The 14,301-nt window shown below is 72.6% G+C and carries 17 protein-coding genes; 6 read left to right on the top strand and 11 right to left on the bottom strand.

Annotation, left to right across the window (positions count from 1 at the left end; all coding sequences use genetic code 11):
• Nucleotides 1–18: 18 nt before the first annotated feature.
• Entirely contained in the window at nucleotides 19–1,539 is a 1,521-nt protein-coding gene (locus tag OHS58_RS31345) for a S1C family serine protease (protein ID WP_328644899.1), read from the top strand.
• Nucleotides 1,540–1,857: 318 nt separating this feature from the next.
• On the opposite strand, the gene OHS58_RS31340 is transcribed toward OHS58_RS31345, so the two are convergent.
• The 5 genes from OHS58_RS31340 to OHS58_RS31320 form a co-directional block, all read right to left on the bottom strand.
• The gene (locus tag OHS58_RS31340) at nucleotides 1,858–2,307 is read right to left on the bottom strand and encodes a hypothetical protein (RefSeq protein ID WP_326944559.1); all 450 of its coding nucleotides are present in this window, start codon (nucleotides 2,305–2,307) and stop codon (nucleotides 1,858–1,860) included.
• Nucleotides 2,304–3,428: a molybdopterin-dependent oxidoreductase gene (locus OHS58_RS31335; RefSeq protein WP_328649886.1), complete on the bottom strand. Its 1,125-nt coding sequence runs from the start codon at nucleotides 3,426–3,428 to the stop codon at nucleotides 2,304–2,306. Before OHS58_RS31335 ends, OHS58_RS31340 begins: the two co-directional genes overlap by 4 nt.
• 71 nt (nucleotides 3,429–3,499) lie before the next feature.
• Nucleotides 3,500–4,132, bottom strand: a complete 633-nt coding sequence (locus tag OHS58_RS31330; protein WP_328644898.1) for a methyltransferase domain-containing protein — start codon at nucleotides 4,130–4,132, stop codon at nucleotides 3,500–3,502.
• Entirely contained in the window at nucleotides 4,132–4,812 is a 681-nt protein-coding gene (locus OHS58_RS31325) for a TIGR04282 family arsenosugar biosynthesis glycosyltransferase (RefSeq protein ID WP_328644897.1), read from the bottom strand. Before OHS58_RS31325 ends, OHS58_RS31330 begins: the two co-directional genes overlap by 1 nt.
• The gene (locus tag OHS58_RS31320) at nucleotides 4,809–5,453 is read right to left on the bottom strand and encodes a glycosyltransferase family 2 protein (RefSeq protein ID WP_328649885.1); all 645 of its coding nucleotides are present in this window, start codon (nucleotides 5,451–5,453) and stop codon (nucleotides 4,809–4,811) included. Before OHS58_RS31320 ends, OHS58_RS31325 begins: the two co-directional genes overlap by 4 nt.
• Before the next feature lie 170 nt (nucleotides 5,454–5,623).
• Here OHS58_RS31320 and OHS58_RS31315 point away from each other — a divergent pair, with 170 nt between their 5' ends.
• From OHS58_RS31315 to OHS58_RS31305, 3 genes are read left to right on the top strand one after another with little or no spacing between them, the layout of a single operon-like run.
• Nucleotides 5,624–7,051, top strand: coding sequence for a hypothetical protein (locus tag OHS58_RS31315; protein ID WP_328644896.1), 1,428 nt, complete (start codon nucleotides 5,624–5,626; stop codon nucleotides 7,049–7,051).
• A gap of 4 nt (nucleotides 7,052–7,055) precedes the next feature.
• Nucleotides 7,056–7,760, top strand: a complete 705-nt coding sequence (locus OHS58_RS31310; RefSeq protein ID WP_247058098.1) for a response regulator transcription factor — start codon at nucleotides 7,056–7,058, stop codon at nucleotides 7,758–7,760.
• Complete coding sequence (locus OHS58_RS31305) at nucleotides 7,757–8,806, top strand: sensor histidine kinase (protein WP_326944555.1); 1,050 nt, start codon at nucleotides 7,757–7,759, stop codon at nucleotides 8,804–8,806. The genes OHS58_RS31310 and OHS58_RS31305 overlap by 4 nt, the downstream gene beginning before the upstream one ends.
• A 354-nt stretch (nucleotides 8,807–9,160) precedes the next feature.
• On the opposite strand, the gene OHS58_RS31300 is transcribed toward OHS58_RS31305, so the two are convergent.
• Both OHS58_RS31300 and OHS58_RS31295 read right to left on the bottom strand, forming a co-directional pair.
• Complete coding sequence (locus tag OHS58_RS31300) at nucleotides 9,161–9,994, bottom strand: MBL fold metallo-hydrolase (RefSeq protein ID WP_328644895.1); 834 nt, start codon at nucleotides 9,992–9,994, stop codon at nucleotides 9,161–9,163.
• Between the two features lie 37 nt (nucleotides 9,995–10,031).
• Nucleotides 10,032–11,093, bottom strand: coding sequence for an NAD-dependent epimerase/dehydratase family protein (locus OHS58_RS31295; protein ID WP_328644894.1), 1,062 nt, complete (start codon nucleotides 11,091–11,093; stop codon nucleotides 10,032–10,034).
• 123 nt (nucleotides 11,094–11,216) lie between these two features.
• On the opposite strand from OHS58_RS31295, the gene OHS58_RS31290 reads away from it, so the two are divergent.
• Nucleotides 11,217–11,717 (top strand): MogA/MoaB family molybdenum cofactor biosynthesis protein, encoded by a 501-nt coding sequence (locus OHS58_RS31290; protein ID WP_247058089.1) that lies wholly within the window; start codon nucleotides 11,217–11,219, stop codon nucleotides 11,715–11,717.
• A gap of 107 nt (nucleotides 11,718–11,824) precedes the next feature.
• Nucleotides 11,825–11,998 (top strand): hypothetical protein, encoded by a 174-nt coding sequence (locus OHS58_RS31285; RefSeq protein WP_326944551.1) that lies wholly within the window; start codon nucleotides 11,825–11,827, stop codon nucleotides 11,996–11,998.
• A gap of 2 nt (nucleotides 11,999–12,000) precedes the next feature.
• Here OHS58_RS31285 and mscL read toward each other — a convergent pair whose 3' ends face one another.
• From mscL to OHS58_RS31265, 4 genes are all read right to left on the bottom strand, one after another.
• On the bottom strand, nucleotides 12,001–12,414 hold the full coding sequence (gene mscL, locus OHS58_RS31280; protein ID WP_326944550.1) for a large-conductance mechanosensitive channel protein MscL: 414 nt from the start codon (nucleotides 12,412–12,414) through the stop codon (nucleotides 12,001–12,003).
• Nucleotides 12,415–12,497: 83 nt separating this feature from the next.
• Nucleotides 12,498–13,142 carry an SAF domain-containing protein gene (locus tag OHS58_RS31275; protein ID WP_328644893.1) on the bottom strand — a complete coding sequence of 215 codons (645 nt, stop codon included), beginning with the start codon at nucleotides 13,140–13,142 and terminating at the stop codon, nucleotides 12,498–12,500.
• 130 nt (nucleotides 13,143–13,272) lie between these two features.
• Complete coding sequence (locus OHS58_RS31270; RefSeq protein ID WP_247058081.1) at nucleotides 13,273–13,614, bottom strand: FmdB family zinc ribbon protein; 342 nt, start codon at nucleotides 13,612–13,614, stop codon at nucleotides 13,273–13,275.
• Nucleotides 13,615–13,700: 86 nt separating this feature from the next.
• The gene (locus tag OHS58_RS31265; protein ID WP_328644892.1) at nucleotides 13,701–14,291 is read right to left on the bottom strand and encodes a 5-formyltetrahydrofolate cyclo-ligase; all 591 of its coding nucleotides are present in this window, start codon (nucleotides 14,289–14,291) and stop codon (nucleotides 13,701–13,703) included.
• Between the last annotated feature and the right edge of the window lie 10 nt (nucleotides 14,292–14,301).

Here is a 14,301-nt window from a genome sequence, read left to right as displayed (position 1 = left end):
GTCCCGCAAGGTGATGACATGACCGAGAACGACCCCACCGCGCACGACCCCGCGACCCCGCGGCCTTCCGCGGACGCCCAGCCCGGCTCCGGGCAGGATGCCGCTCAGGGCGGTTGGGCCGGGAGTCCTTACGGCGAGCAGAGCGCGCCCGCCAGTCCGTACGGCGAGCAGAGCGCGTCCGGCAGCCCCTACGGCGACCCGGGCACGGCGACTCCGTCCGGGGGCACACCGCACTACGCGGCGCCGGCCGAGCCGTCCTACCACGCGGTCACGGGGGCCGACCCGTCCTACGGGGCGCAGAACGCGAACCCCTGGTCCGCGCCGGGTGCGCAGACGCCGCCGCAGGGTCACCCCCAGCAGAGCGTCTACCCGCCGCCGAACACGTACGGGCCGCCCGGCACGTCGATCTACAACGCGCCCGCCGCCCCGCCGCCGAAGCAGAAGCGTTCCGGCGGCAAGCTGCTCGCCGGCGTCGCGCTGGTCGCGCTGCTGGTCGGCGGCATCGCCGGCGGCACGGTCGGGTACCTGACGGGCGGGACGTCGGGCCCGTCGAGCAACGCGCTCGACGCGCCGAAGCCGGCCCAGCAGACCGGCAACGCGCCCGCGGGCTCGGTCGAGTCCGTCGCGCAGAAGCTGTCGCCAAGTGTCGTCGAGCTGCAGGTGAGCGGGCAGCAGGGGGCCGGTGAGGGCTCCGGGTTCGTCATCAGCACCGACGGCTACATCCTGACCAACAACCACGTCGTCGAGGTCGCCGCGGGCGGCGGGCAGATCCAGGCCGTGTTCCAGGACGGCCGGAAGGCCGCCGCCAAGGTCGTCGGCCGCGACCCGACCACGGACATCGCCGTGGTCAAGGTCGACGGCGTCGGCAACCTGACCCCGGTCGAGATCGGCCGGTCCGACGACCTGCGCGTCGGCCAGTCCGTCGTCGCCATCGGCTCGCCGTTCGAGCTGGCCGGCACGGTCACGTCGGGCATCGTCAGCTCGCTGCACCGGCCGGTGCGGGCGGGCGGCAGCACCGGTGACCAGACCACGGTGATGGACGCCGTCCAGACCGACGCGGCGATCAACCCGGGCAACTCGGGCGGTCCGCTGGCCAACATGTCCGGCCAGGTCATCGGCATCAACTCGGCGATCTACAGCCCGCAGTCCGCGCAGGGTGGCCAGGGGCAGGGCCAGGGCGCGTCCGAGGGCGGCAACGTCGGCATCGGCTTCGCCATCCCGATCGACCAGGCCCGCCGCACGGCGGACACGATCATCAAGACCGGCCAGGCCGTGCAGACCTACATCGGCGCGCAGGTCAAGGACGCCCCGCAGGGCGGCGCCGAGCTCGGTGCCATCACCGCGGGCAGCCCGGCGGAGAAGGCCGGCCTGAAGTCGGGCGACATCGTGACGAAGATCGACGACCGCAACATCGACTCGTCCGACACGCTCGTCGCCGCGATCCGCACCCGGGCGCCGGACGAGAAGGCGACATTCACCCTCCAGGGTGGCCGCACGGTCGAGGTGACCCTCGGCGGGCAGCCCGTCACCCCCAACTGATCCGTTCCAGACGCTCGGCCGCCCTGGCGCGGCCGAGACCAACTTGGCTCGACCCCCGTAGCTTTCGGGGCCGGACCCACAAGGCCACGCGCGACCGGATTTGATGCCGGTCGCGCGTGGCCGCATTTGTGGGGGCTTGCGGACGGGCTGTTCGCGTGTCTGGCTGGGCATCGCGCGTGATCAGGGAGGTATCACGCGTGATTGGAGGGTCGACACATGTGATTGGAGGGGCATCACGCGTGTCTGGAGGGTCGACTCGTGTGTCTGGAGGGTCGACTCGTGTGTCTGGAGGGACGACACGCGTGTCTGGGGGGTCGGTTAGGTGCGGCGAGTTTGTGGGCGGGTGGGGCGCTTGCGGTGGGGTGTCAGGCGGTGGCGTAGGGCCGTCAGGACTACCGCCAGCCAGACTGCGGCCAGGGTCAAGGTGAGGCCCAGCGCTGGGTTGCCGTCGTGGAGGCCGGGCATGGGCGCGGTGCCGTAGGGACGCCAGAGCAGCGGGAATGCCAGGATCAGCAGGACGCCTGTGAGGACTGTGCCGGTGACCACCGGGGTCTTCCAGGGTTGCGGGAGGACGCGGGCCAAGGTGAGGCCGAGGATCGCCGTGAGCGGGGCGATGACGGCGTCGTTGAGGATCGGGCCGCCCACGAGCCAGCCGATCGTGCCGAAGACGTCCGGGCGCAACGGCAGCGCGTAGTCGGCGAACAGGACCACACCCCACACGAGGGCCGCGAGGCCCGGTAAGGCGAGGAGTACACGGGCGGTCTTCACAGGGCCTCCAGTTTCGTGACCCACTTCGTCTGCAGCACCCCGGGCCGGTTCGGCGCGATGATCCGGCACGGGAAGCCGTGGTCGAGGTCGAGGACGTCGCCGTTGAGCTCCAGCGCGAGCAGCGTCAGGTCGTCGGCCGTGTGCTCGCCCGGGAGCACGCTGACGCCGTACAGCCCGGCTCGCTCCAAGGAGGACACCCGCACCGCCGTGCCCGGTTGTGCCCCGGTGGCCTTCAGCAGCGTCGGCAGGGAAATCCCGCGCCAGGTCGCCGACTGGCTCCAGCCCTCGACGCACGCGATCGGCAGCTCGGCCGTCGTCTGCGGCAGGGCACGCAGCTCGTCGAGCGAGAACTTCGTGGTGCCGCGCGGGGTCACCACCGAGAGCCGCCAGACCGCCGCCTGCGCCGTCTGCGTGACGCCCGCAGCTACGGCGGTGCGGTTCACCGGCAGGCCCTGCGTGCCCTTGCCCGTCTTCCAGGCGAGGCCGGAAACGCCGCGCAGGAAGGGAACTGTGGCCCCGGCGGTGGCGACCACCGCGACGCCGGTCGCCAGTCCCGTGGTGCGGAGGAAGCCACGTCGCGACAACCCGACGGCCGGCGCTTCCTCGGCCTCCGAGTTGACCCGGCTCAGCGCGCGGCGGATGACCGGCAGCTTGACCGCGACGTGCACCAGGATCGACCCGATCGCCAGCCACGCGACCGCGTAGTGGACCTGCGGGAAGTAGAACCCCCACGGGTAGTTCTGCGCGACGTTCAGCAGGCCGGTCGTCAGCTCGAAGAACGCCGAACCCGACAGCACCAGGATCGAAAGCCGCTCCAGGGCGTGCGGCAGCGAGCGGACCAGCGGCCGGCCGAACAGCTTCGGGTAGACGCTCCACAGTTTCGCCAGCAGCAAGGGGATCGACGCCACGCCGGAGATCACGTGCAGCCCCTGCGTGACCCGGTAGAGCCCGACCGGGCGGCTCGGCCAGAAGAACCACTCCGGCGGGTGCTGGATGAAGTGGCTGATCAGGCCGGTCACAAAGCAGGTTGTGAACGTGACCGCGAGCGCCAGCCCGATCTTCGACGTCACGCGCTCGTGGTGCGCCGCCGCCTCGAACTGTTCTTCCTTGGGGATCGGCAGCTGGTCGACGCGGTCGTTCAGCCGGGCCCGGGCTTCGCGGGCGCGCACCGCGAGGGGCGTGCGTTTGGGCTTCACGGCTTCTCCAACCGGGCGAACCAGCGGTGGCCGTGCCGGGTGGTGCGGTGGACGTGCAGCCCGGCCCGGTTCGCGACCTCGGCGATGGCGTCCGCGCCGACCCAGGCCCAGGTGAACCACGCGACGTCGGCGTGGCCGGGCCGCAGCCGGACGCGCTCGTGCCGCAGGCCGCCGCCGGGTGGGTCCAGTTCCACCAGGACATCGCCGTCATCGGCGATCAGTTCGGCCGCGCGACGCAGCAGCACCGCGGGGTCGCCGCCGATGCCGATGTTGCCGTCGGCCAGCAGGACGTGCCGCCAGCGAGCCTCGCCGGGCACGTGGTCGAAGACGTTGCGGTGCAACGCACTCCCGCCGCGACGCCGGGTCAGGCGTACGGCTGTGCGTGAGCTGTCCACACCCAGCGCGACGACGCCGCGTTCGGCCAGCGCGGCGGTCAGCCGACCCGGGCCGCAGCCGATGTCGAGGGTCGGGCCGGTGCAGGCGTCGAGCAGCACCTCGTCGCCGTCGGACGCCTGGGCCCAACGCTCGACCGGCAGCTCGATCTGTTCGCCGCTGGGCAGCTCGAGCCAGCAGCGGTGGCCCAGCAGGCCGCGGTCGAACTCGCTTCCGGTGCTCGCCGGCGCCGTCATCAGGCGGCCGCCCGATCAACGGCCGCGACGGCGTGGGCGAACCGGCTGTCCGGGCATTCGAGCGCCACCCGGCGAGCGTCGGTCATCGTGTCCACATCGGACAGTTCGGCCGCCTGCCACGGCTCCAGCCCGCACGTGATGAGGGCACGCAGCGTGCGTTCGCCGGTGTCGTCGCGGGACATCGGGACGCCCGCGAGGGCCTGCGCCCGCCGCGGGTCGGTGAGGCCGAGGGCCCACCAACCGCCGTCCGCGGCCGGGCCGAGCACGCAGTCGCGGCCGTTCCGCAGGACCGGGTCGATCGTCGCGGCCAGCGAATCCGGCGTGACCTGCGGGGTGTCCATGCCGATCTGCAGGATCGGGAGGCCGGCGTGCACCGCGGCGGCGTCGGCGTGGGCGTTCGCCAGCCGGGCGCCGAAGTCCCAGCCACGCTGCGGGATCACGGTCGCGCGGCGCAGCGCGACCCCGATTTCGGCGCCCCGGGCGGCGGCGTCGAGGTCGCCGGTCATCGCGACGACCGGCGCGGCGCCGGGTACCGCGCAGGCCGCGTCGAGGGTGTCGAGCAACGCGGACGCGGCGATCTCCGCCGCCTGGGCCGGTGTCGCGGGCGGGCAGAGCCGGGTCTTGGCGAACCCCGGCACCGGTGCCTTGGCCACGACCAGCAGCACGAATTCGGCCTTCATCGCGCCAGCACCCGCCCGAAGTCGCGGACTGCGCGCAGCGTGCCCCGCACCGAGCCGGACACCTTCGACTTCGTGCCCTTCGCCCGCTCGCCGTACCGGACGTCGAACTCGCGGACCCGCCACCCGGCGCGCTGCGCCCTGATCAGCAGCTCGAGGGGATAGCCGAACGCGCGATCCGTGATGCCGAGGCCGAGCAGCGCCCGCCGGTCCGCGGCGCGCAACGGCGCGATGTCCCGCACCGGCAGCCCGCGGGTGCGCAGCAACAGCGACAGCACGACGTTGCCCGCCCGCGCGTGCCACGGCCACACCCCGGGCCCGGTCGGCACCCGGCGTCCGACGGCCAGGTCGGCGCCGGCCACGACCGCCGCCACCAGCCGCGGCAGGTCGGCGAGGTCCAGGGAGCCGTCGGCGTCGGCGAAGCACACGATGTCCGCGGTGGCGGCTTCCAAACCGGTGTGCACGGCCGCGCCGTACCCGCGACGCGGCTCGTGGATCACCTTCGCGCCGAGCGCGGCGGCCACTTCGGGTGAGCCGTCGGCCGAGCCGTTGTCGACCACGATCGCGCGGTAGCCCGGCGGCAGCCCGCCGAGCACATCGGGCAGGGCGCCCGCCTCGTCGAGGCAGGGGAGGACCACGTCCACTTCCAAGTCAGTCACGCCGCTGACGGTAGGTCTATCGTGGACGGTGGGAAACCGTTGCAGTGCTTACTGAATCATGACGTTGACCGATCGGGTGACGAGTTCTTACCGGCTCGTTACGGCTGCCGTCGCCGGACCGCGGAACCCGGCGTACGGCCCTAAGGTGGACGGCGATGAGCGAGCCGAAGTCGGCAGCCGGGCTTGCCGAGCCGACTGCCCGCGAACCCGAAGACCTGCCACCCGATCGACCCGCGCGCCGCGCCCGCCGGGCCGATCTCCTCGCCGTCGCGGCGGCCGTGGTGCTCGTCGCCGCGGCCGCCGCGGCCGGCCTCTACTACAACCGACCGAACTCCGGTGTGGTCATCTTCGTCAGCGCGCCGCCGCTGTTCGCCGACTGGCTGCCGCACGTCGGCCCCGGGTCGGTGTTCGCGGTGCTGATCGCCGCCGCGGTGGTGCTCCACGGCCCGGCGCTGGCCACTCGCCTGCCGTGGCGCCGCGCCCTCGTCGCCGGCTACTTCGCCTCGCTCGCCTGGATCTTTTCGTTGACCTTGGTCGACGGCTGGGCGCGCGGGTTCGCCGGGCACCTCACCATTCCCCAGGAGTACCTGCACGAGGTACCCGGGATCACCGACATCCCGCGGATGCTGCGCGAGTTCTCCTCCCGCATCCTCGACTTCCAGCCGAACTCCTGGACCACCCACGTGTCCGGGCACCCGCCAGGCGCGACGCTGGTCTTCGTCTGGCTGGACCGGCTCGGCCTGCACGGCGGCGCGTGGGCGGCGACGGCCGTCGTGCTCGTCGGCAGTCTGGTGGCGGTGGCCGTGCCCGCCACAGTCGCCTTGCTCGGCCGGCCGGAAGCGGCTCGCTCGGTGCTGCCCTTCGCCGTGCTCACCCCAGGAGCGGTGTGGATCGGCGTGTCGGCGGACGGCCTGTTCGCCGGGGTGACGGCGACCGGCCTGGCGTTGCTGGCGCTGTCCGCGAACGGGTTCGCCCACGGCCGCCGGTACGCCGTTCCCGCCGGGCTGGCCGCGGGCGGACTGCTGGGCTTCGGCATCTTCCTGTCGTACGGACTGGTGCTCCTGGGTGTGGTCGCGCTGGCCGTGGCCGTGCTCGGACGGCAGTGGCGGGCGGCGGCACTGGCGATCGTGGCGGCGCTGGCTGTCGTCGCCCTCTTCGCCTGGGCGGGTTTCTGGTGGCTCGACGGCTACCACCTGGTCGTCGAGCGCTACTACCAGGGAGTCGCCCTGGTCCGGCCGTACTCCTACTGGGTGTGGGCGGACCTGGCCGCGGTCGCGGTGGCGCTCGGTCCCGCGGTCGTGGCTGCCCTCCGGCGCGGCCTGACCGAGGCGTTCCTGCCCCGCCCCCGCCCCGCGGTGTGGGCCGAACCGGTGCTCCTCCTCGGCATCGCCGCCCTGCTCGCGATCATCTTCGCCGACGTTTCGGGCCTGTCGAAAGCGGAGACCGAACGGATCTGGCTACCGTTCGGGGCGTGGCTGCTGCCGATGACGGCTCTGCTGCCACGGCCGGGGCGCCGGTGGTGGCTGGCCGCGCAGGCCGCGACGGCGCTGGCGGTCAACCATCTGCTGCTGACGGGCTGGTGAAGACATGACAGGCGATCTGGCCGGGCGCGTGCTCGTGGTCGACGACGACGAGACCGTGCGCGACGTCGTGCGCCGCTACCTCGAGGTGGCCGGGTTCACCGTCGACATGGCCGGTGACGGCGCCGAGGGGCTGGCGAAGTTCGCCGCCCACGAGCCCGACCTGGTCGTCCTCGACGTCATGATGCCGGGGATCAACGGCCTCGAGGTGTGCAAGCGGCTGCGCCAGGTCAGCCAGGTGCCGATCGTCATGCTCACCGCGCTCGGCGAGGAGGAGAACCGGATCGCCGGGCTCCAGCTCGGCGCCGACGACTACGTGACGAAACCCTTCAGCCCCAAGGAACTCGCCCTGCGCGTGGCGTCGGTGCTGCGGCGCGCGCGGATGCCCCGCCCGGAACCGGCGGCCGCGGAACTCGTCGACGGCGACCTGCGGCTGCAGATGACCGCCCGCACCGCGACCCTCGGCGGCCGCGAACTCCCGCTCACCACCCGGGAGTTCGACCTGCTGGCGTTCTTCCTCGGCCACGCCGGCGTCGCCTACTCGCGGGCGGACCTGCTGGAGAAGGTCTGGGGCTGGGACTTCGGCGACCAGTCGACGGTGACCGTCCACGTGCGACGGTTGCGCGAGAAGATCGAGCGCGAACCGGCCAAGCCGACCCGGGTCGCGACCGTCTGGGGCGTCGGCTACCGCTACGACCGGGAGCAACCGTGATCGAACCCGGAGAGTCCTTCGGCGAGATTCTGGCGCACCTCTGGCACATCCTGCCGCTGGCGTTGCTGTTCGCCCTTCCCGTGGCCGTGCTGGGCGGCGTGGTGCTCTACGTGCTGCGCCGCGGTTCCCTGGCCACCACGCTGACCGTGCTGGTGCTGATCCCGGTGCTCTCGACGCTCGTCGGCGTGCTGGGCGTCAGCGGGTTCATGTTCACCCCGGCGCTGACCACGATGCTGCTGGTCTGCCTGCTCGTCGCGGTGATCACCGTGCCCGCCGCGATCATCCTCGGCCGGGCCATCGCCCGCCGCAGTGTGTGGGAGCGGGAGGCGCGGAACCGGGAGCGCGCGGCCGAGGCCTCGCGGCGCGAACTCGTCGCCTGGATCAGCCACGACCTGCGCAGCCCCCTGGCCGGCATCCAGGCGATGGCGGAGGCGCTGGCCGACGGCGTCGTCTCCGAACGCGACGAGGTCGCCGACTACGCCCAGCGGATCAGCGGCGAGACCACCCGGCTGTCCGGGATGGTCGGCGACCTGTTCGAGCTTTCGCGGATCACCGCGGGCGCCCTCGAGCTCACCATGTCCGCGGTGCCGCTGCGCGACGTCGTCAGCGACGCCGTCGCCGCCCAGAGCCCGGTCGCCGAGCGGAAGCGGGTGCGCGTGCTCGCCAACGCCGAGTCCTGGCCGATCGTCTCCGGCAGCGACCCGGAACTGGCCCGGATCGTGCGGAACCTGGTGTCCAACGCGATCCGCCACACCCCGCCGGACGGGACGGTCGCGGTGCAGATCGGCGTCGACGGCGACGAGGCCCTGCTCGCCGTCGACGACTCCTGCGGCGGCATCCCGGACGACGAGATCGGCCGCGTCTTCGACGTCGCCTTCCGCGGCACGCAGGCCCGCACGCCCGAGCGCAGCGGGACGACCACCGGCGGCGGCCTCGGCCTGGCCATCGCCAAGGGCCTGGTCGAGGCGCACCGGGGGAAGATCGGCGTGCACAACCACGGCCCGGGCTGCCGGTTCGAAGTCCGCCTGCCGCTGGCGATGTCGTAGAGATGGGTGACACCCACATCGGTGGGACCGCCGGCTGATCCGAGTCCCGGCCGCCGCGGCCGGTCACCTTCCCGTCAGAGGCTGGATCACTCTGACCAGGGAGGAACCATGAAGAGGACGTTGCCCGGGGTCGCACTCTGCGCATTCTTGGAGCAGTGGACCGAGTTCGGCGCCGGGACGCGCGGTTAGAGCGGTCGGCTGCCCTGGGGAACTCGCTCGCCATGAAGTCGATGAAGTTCCAGTCGATCAACGTGCTCGGCGCGATCGTCGACTGGTCGTGACCCGGGCGCTGTGCCGGCTCCCGGCGCGGTGGAGACGGCCGTGCGTGACTGCGTGGCCCTGCGCAACGAAGCCCTAGACGGCGACCGGGGTCCGGCCCGGGCCGAGGCGGAGGAACTCCAGGCCGGGGAAGTGGGCCGGCGCGATCACCGCCGACGTGCGCTCGGCCTCGTCCAGCCAGCGCTGGCGGGTGCGGGCGGCCTCGGCCGGGTCGTGGTCGGCGATGAAGTGGATCCGGTCGTCGCGCAGCTGCACCGGTGCGTGGATGACGTCGCCGAGCAGGATCAGCCGCTCGTCGTCCGCCTCGACGTCGAGGACGTAGTGCCCGGGGGTGTGGCCCGGCGCGTGGCGTGCGGTGACGCCGGGGGCCAGCGGGACGGCTTCGCCGTGGATCGCCTCGATGCTCCCGGCCGTGCGCACCGCTTCCAGCCCGACGCGGCTCCAGTCGTCGTGGCCGAGCCGTTCGACCATCGGGTGCCAGTCCGCCGCGCCGTGGACGACCCGGGCGCGGGCGAACGCCGGCGTGCCCTCCGGCGCCAGCCAGCCCACGTGGTCCGAGTGCAGGTGCGTGACGAACACCGTGTCGACGTCCTCGGGTGCCGTGCCCGCCTTGGCCAGCGCAGCCAGGAGGTCGCCGCCTTCGCCCATCGGCGGCGCCGGGTCGCCCGTGGCCGGCGTGACGCCGTGCGGGAAGCCGGTCTCGCGCGGGCCGAACCCGGTGTCGACCAGGATCGTGCGGCTCTGGCCGCGGACCAGGAACGCGCCGATCGGCACGTGCACGGTGCCGTCCGGGTCGAGGACCTCGGGGTGCTCGACCGGGTCCAGTCCGGGGAAGAACGGGATCGGGATCCGGCACAGGCCGTCGGTCAGCGCTTCGATCGTGTAGTCGCCCACGGTGATCCGGTGCATGACCGGAACAAGTGCGACGGCCGCCGGACCATTCCCGTCAAACCGAAACCGGGTCCCGCAGTTCCGCCGTCGCGAAGCCGTCGATCCCGGTCGCGAACCCGACCTCCGCGGTGAACCCGAGCAGCTCCCGGGCCCGCGCGGGGTCGGCGACGACGTGCCGGACGTCCGCGGCCCGGGCCCCGCCGACGACCCGCGGCGCCGGGCCGTCGCACGCCCGTGCCAGCTCCCCGGCCAGCTCGCCGACGGTGTGCGGGGTGCCGGAGCAGACGTTGACCGGGGTGCTGTCGCCCGCCGGTCCGGGCGTGTGGAGGGCGAGTACGTTGGCCCGCGCGACGTCGTGGACGTGCACGAAGTCTCGCTGCTGCCGGCCGTCTTCCAGCACCAGCGGGGCTTCGCCGCGGACCAGCGCCGAGCGGAACAGGGACGCGACGCCGGCGTACGGGGTGTTCTGGGGCATCCGCGGGCCGTAGACGTTGTGGTAGCGCATCGCCCAGACGCTGCCGCCGGTCTGCCGGGCCCACGCGCCGGCCAGGTGTTCCTGCGCCAGTTTTGTCGCCGCGTAAGTGCTGCGAGGGTTCAGCGGCGCGTCTTCGGGCACCAGCTGCCAGGCCAGTTCGGTGCCGCAGACCGGGCAGCGCGGCTCGAACCGGCCTGCGTCCACATCGGACACCCGGCGCGGCGACGGCGGCACGACGCCGTGGTCCGGGCACGAGTACCGGCCTTCGCCGTAGACGACCATCGACGACGCCAGCACCAGCTTCCGCACGCCGGCCGCGTGCATCCCGGCCAGCAGCACCGCCGTGCCGTAGTCGTTGTGCAGGGCGTACGACGGCGCGTCCGACGGGTCGATCCCGTGCCCGACGACGGCCGCCTGGTGGCACACCGCGTCGACGCCGTCCAGCAGCTCGGCGACGATCTCGCTGTCGGTCACGTCGCCGCGCAGGAACCGGTGCCTGCCGGTGTACGCCGGTGGCGTGCGGGAGCCGTGGGCCGTGGCGAGCAGGTTGTCGAGCACCACGACGTCGTCGCCCGCATCGGCCAGCTGATCGGCGATGTGTGACCCGATGAACCCGGCTCCGCCGGTGACCAGTACGCGCATAACGGACACGCTAGGTGCTCGCGCCGGGCGCCGTCACGACGAGCGCGGTCACGTCACGGAATCGTCAGAACTCGCCGGGCACCTCCCGGCAGTGGGCCGCCGAAACCGACTACGGTGGGCGCCATGGAACGGAGTGCACAACGGCTGGGCCGGGCCCTCGTGGTCATCGTGGACGATCGCGTGGCGCACGGCGAGCACGAGGACGGCACGGGACCCCTGGTGACCGAGCTGCTCGAAGAAGCGGGCTTCATCGTCGACGGCGTGGTCGTCGTCGAGGCCGAGTCCGTGGGTATCCGCAATGCGCTCAACACCGCCGTGATCGGCGGTGCCGACCTGGTGATCACCGTCGGCGGCACCGGTGTGCTGCCGCGTGACAACACCCCCGACGCCACCGCCGGCGTGCTCGACCGGCCCATCCCGGGCATCAGCGAGGCGATCCGCGCGTCCGGCCTGGCCGCCGGCGCCGTCGACGCCGGGATCTCGCGAGGGCTCGCGGGCGTGTCCGGCAGCACCCTGGTGGTCAACCTCGCCGGCTCGCGCTCCGCGGTGCGGGACGGGATGGCGACCCTGACCTCGCTCGTGCCGCACGTGATCGACGAGCTTTCGGGCCTCGAAGAGGTGTGATGCCCGGTCGCGCGCTGCGGATCCACAGCGCGCGCCAGGCACCGCCCGGACGAGAGCGTTCCTTCGCTCTGGAGTTGTCAATGAACGCGTCGTGGGACACTGGGGCCATGCCGGGCAAAGAACGCGACCACCAGGCCGGCAGCGCGCAGCGCCGCCGGGTCGACGAGATCTTCGGGGACGTCCTGCCCGAGACGACCTCCGACGAGCGCGACCCGGACCGGCGCACCGGCCTCCCGGACGACTGGTACCGGGAGAACCGGCCACCGCACCACGACCGCTGACCTCAGCCGCGGCCGCCGTCGCGCTGGGCCTGGGCCCGCAGCAGGTCGCGGATCTCGATGAGCAGCTCGACGTCGGTCGGCTCCGAGGGACCCGGCTCCTGGCCGCGCTTGCGGCGCTCCTGCACGTGCTTCACCGGCAGCACGATCACGAAGTAGACGACCGCCGCGACCAGCACGAAGTTGATCGCCGCGTTGATCACGTTGCCGAAGTCCAGGAACGTGCCGGGGTTGTTGTCGAAGATCTGGTAGCCGAGGCCCTTGGCGGCGTCCGTGCCGCCGATCGTGTTGATCAGCGGCTTGACGAGGCCGGTGGTGAACGCCGTGACGATGGCCGTGAACGCCGAGCCGATGACCACCGCGACGGCGAGGTCGACGACGTTGCCGCGCATCAGGAAGTCCTTGAAACCCTTGAGCACTGGTTCTCCTCACGAACGGGGACGGTGCTCCACCGCCCCGAAGCCTGCCGGGGGATGCCGTCGCCCGTCTCGGCGGACGCGGGCTAGCGGAGAGTAACCGTTACCGGACGGTCCAGTGAAATCGCCGCCACCCTCGTCGCGACTTCTTCCGGAAGCCGAAGCAGCACAAGCGGTCCCTTGGCCGGTCCGGCGAGCGGACGCGCCGAGCCTGCTTCCGGCGATGAGATCGTCACCACCGTGGCCCCACTGGCCAGCACGGACGCGGACCCGCCTGGCGCGGCCACGACGTCGACGCGCTGTCCGGGGCGCAGCAGTTCGGCCACGGCCGCGTCGGCGAGCCGGACCGGCACGGTCGCCGTCGCGGGATCACCCGAAGCGGGGATGGTGATCGCCAGCCGGACGTCGGTCAGGGGTTCACCGGCGCGGACGGCGCCCGCCAGCAGCCGCCCGGCGGCGACGTCGAGGGTGCTCAGGGCCCCGGAAGGGCGTGTCTCGCTGGGGAAATCGGCCAGCCGGACGTCGGCGGCGCGGAGCGTGGCGCCGGACGGGAGATCGCGCGCCGCGACGACGGTCGGGGTCGTCGGTGCGCCCCGCGCGGAGCCGGGATGCGCGACGAGCAGGGTCCCGGTCAGGAGCAGGCCGACGGCGAGCCAGCGGCGGAGCAGCCGCGTCCGCCGGCTCGGCAGCCGGGTGAGATCGAGTGTGCGGAGCTTCGCCAAGACATCCACAGGTGCTCCTCGGTCGGATCGGGTGCGGCCACGTGCCGCACAAGATCGACGTTAGGAGCAGCGGACGGGCCGCCGGAAGGGCCTCGCCCGCACCCTGTGGACAACCGGGGTGTTGTGGATAACTCCGGGCTCAGGAGGCCGCGGCGGCGGTTTTTGTCGTACCCGAGGACGAGGATGCCGAGCCCGAGTCGGACTTGGGCTTCGACTCCGTCTTGGTCTCCGGCTTCGACTCGGACTTGCCTTCGCTCTTGCCCTCGCTCTTCGCCGGGGTCGAGGTGGTGCTCGACTTGCTGGCTTCACGCGAGTCGGTGCGGTAGAAACCGCTGCCCTTGAAGACGACGCCGACCGAGCTGAAGACCTTGCGGAGCGGGCCGGAGCACTGCGGGCAGACCGTCAGGCTGGGGTCCGAGAACGACTGCACGGCTTCGAACCGGTGGTCGCATTCTTTGCAGGCGTACTGGTACGTAGGCACTGAGGGCTCCTTTGCTGGCACTCATCCGACAAGAGTGCCAACTAGATTGTGCTTGAAAGCATTCCCCGAACGCAATTCCTCGTTGCTCACATCGGCAGCTCGAGCACGCCTCGACCCGGGGTCAAGACGCCGCTCATCCGCACGTCGTGAGGTTGTCCGGGCAGCCGGTCGACCAGCTCTTCGTCGCGGACGACGGCGAGCAGGCGCGCCCCGGCCGCGGCGAACACCAGCGAGCGATCGTAGTGCCCGGCGCCGCGGCCCAGGCGGACACCCTGACGGTCCACGGCCAGCGCGGGCACCAGGACCAGCTCGGCCGCGCCCACGGCGGCGGCACCCAGGCGTTTTCCGCCCGGCTCGAGGACGCCGCGCAGCCGGCCGGGCGCGAGATCGGCCTCGCCGGTGTACTCCGCCCAGTCCAGCGGACCGGGGGCCGGGGCGATCACCGGCAGCAGGACCCGCGCCCCGCCGGCGGCCAGCGCGTCGACGAGCGCCGTCGTGCCCGGTTCGGTGCCGAACGGCAGGTACGCGCACACGGTCGTGGCTGTGACCTTCGACACCGCACTGACCAGCGCCGATGCCTCGTGAGCGTGCGATTCGGCGGGCTGTTCCGCTCTCGCGCGCGTGAGGCGGGTACGCCACTCCGCCTTGCTCAGGTGCTCATTGCCCAGCGCATGCATGGCCTCACGT

Source organism: Amycolatopsis sp. NBC_00348 (assembly GCF_036114655.1).
GTDB lineage: Bacteria > Actinomycetota > Actinomycetes > Mycobacteriales > Pseudonocardiaceae > Amycolatopsis.
This window is presented reverse-complemented; position numbering and strand designations above follow the sequence as displayed.

Coding starts and splice junctions, on each gene's coding strand:
- OHS58_RS31345 (WP_328644899.1), top strand. CDS start 19: ATGACCGAGAACGACCCCACCGCGCACGACCCCGCGACCCCGCGGCCT.
- OHS58_RS31325 (WP_328644897.1), bottom strand. CDS start 4,812: ATGAAGGCCGAATTCGTGCTGCTGGTCGTGGCCAAGGCACCGGTGCCG.
- OHS58_RS31290 (WP_247058089.1), top strand. CDS start 11,217: ATGGAACGGAGTGCACAACGGCTGGGCCGGGCCCTCGTGGTCATCGTG.
- OHS58_RS31310 (WP_247058098.1), top strand. CDS start 7,056: ATGACAGGCGATCTGGCCGGGCGCGTGCTCGTGGTCGACGACGACGAG.
- OHS58_RS31330 (WP_328644898.1), bottom strand. CDS start 4,132: ATGACGGCGCCGGCGAGCACCGGAAGCGAGTTCGACCGCGGCCTGCTG.
- OHS58_RS31315 (WP_328644896.1), top strand. CDS start 5,624: ATGAGCGAGCCGAAGTCGGCAGCCGGGCTTGCCGAGCCGACTGCCCGC.
- OHS58_RS31300 (WP_328644895.1), bottom strand. CDS start 9,994: ATGCACCGGATCACCGTGGGCGACTACACGATCGAAGCGCTGACCGAC.
- OHS58_RS31285 (WP_326944551.1), top strand. CDS start 11,825: ATGCCGGGCAAAGAACGCGACCACCAGGCCGGCAGCGCGCAGCGCCGC.
- OHS58_RS31265 (WP_328644892.1), bottom strand. CDS start 14,291: ATGCATGCGCTGGGCAATGAGCACCTGAGCAAGGCGGAGTGGCGTACC.
- OHS58_RS31295 (WP_328644894.1), bottom strand. CDS start 11,093: ATGCGCGTACTGGTCACCGGCGGAGCCGGGTTCATCGGGTCACACATC.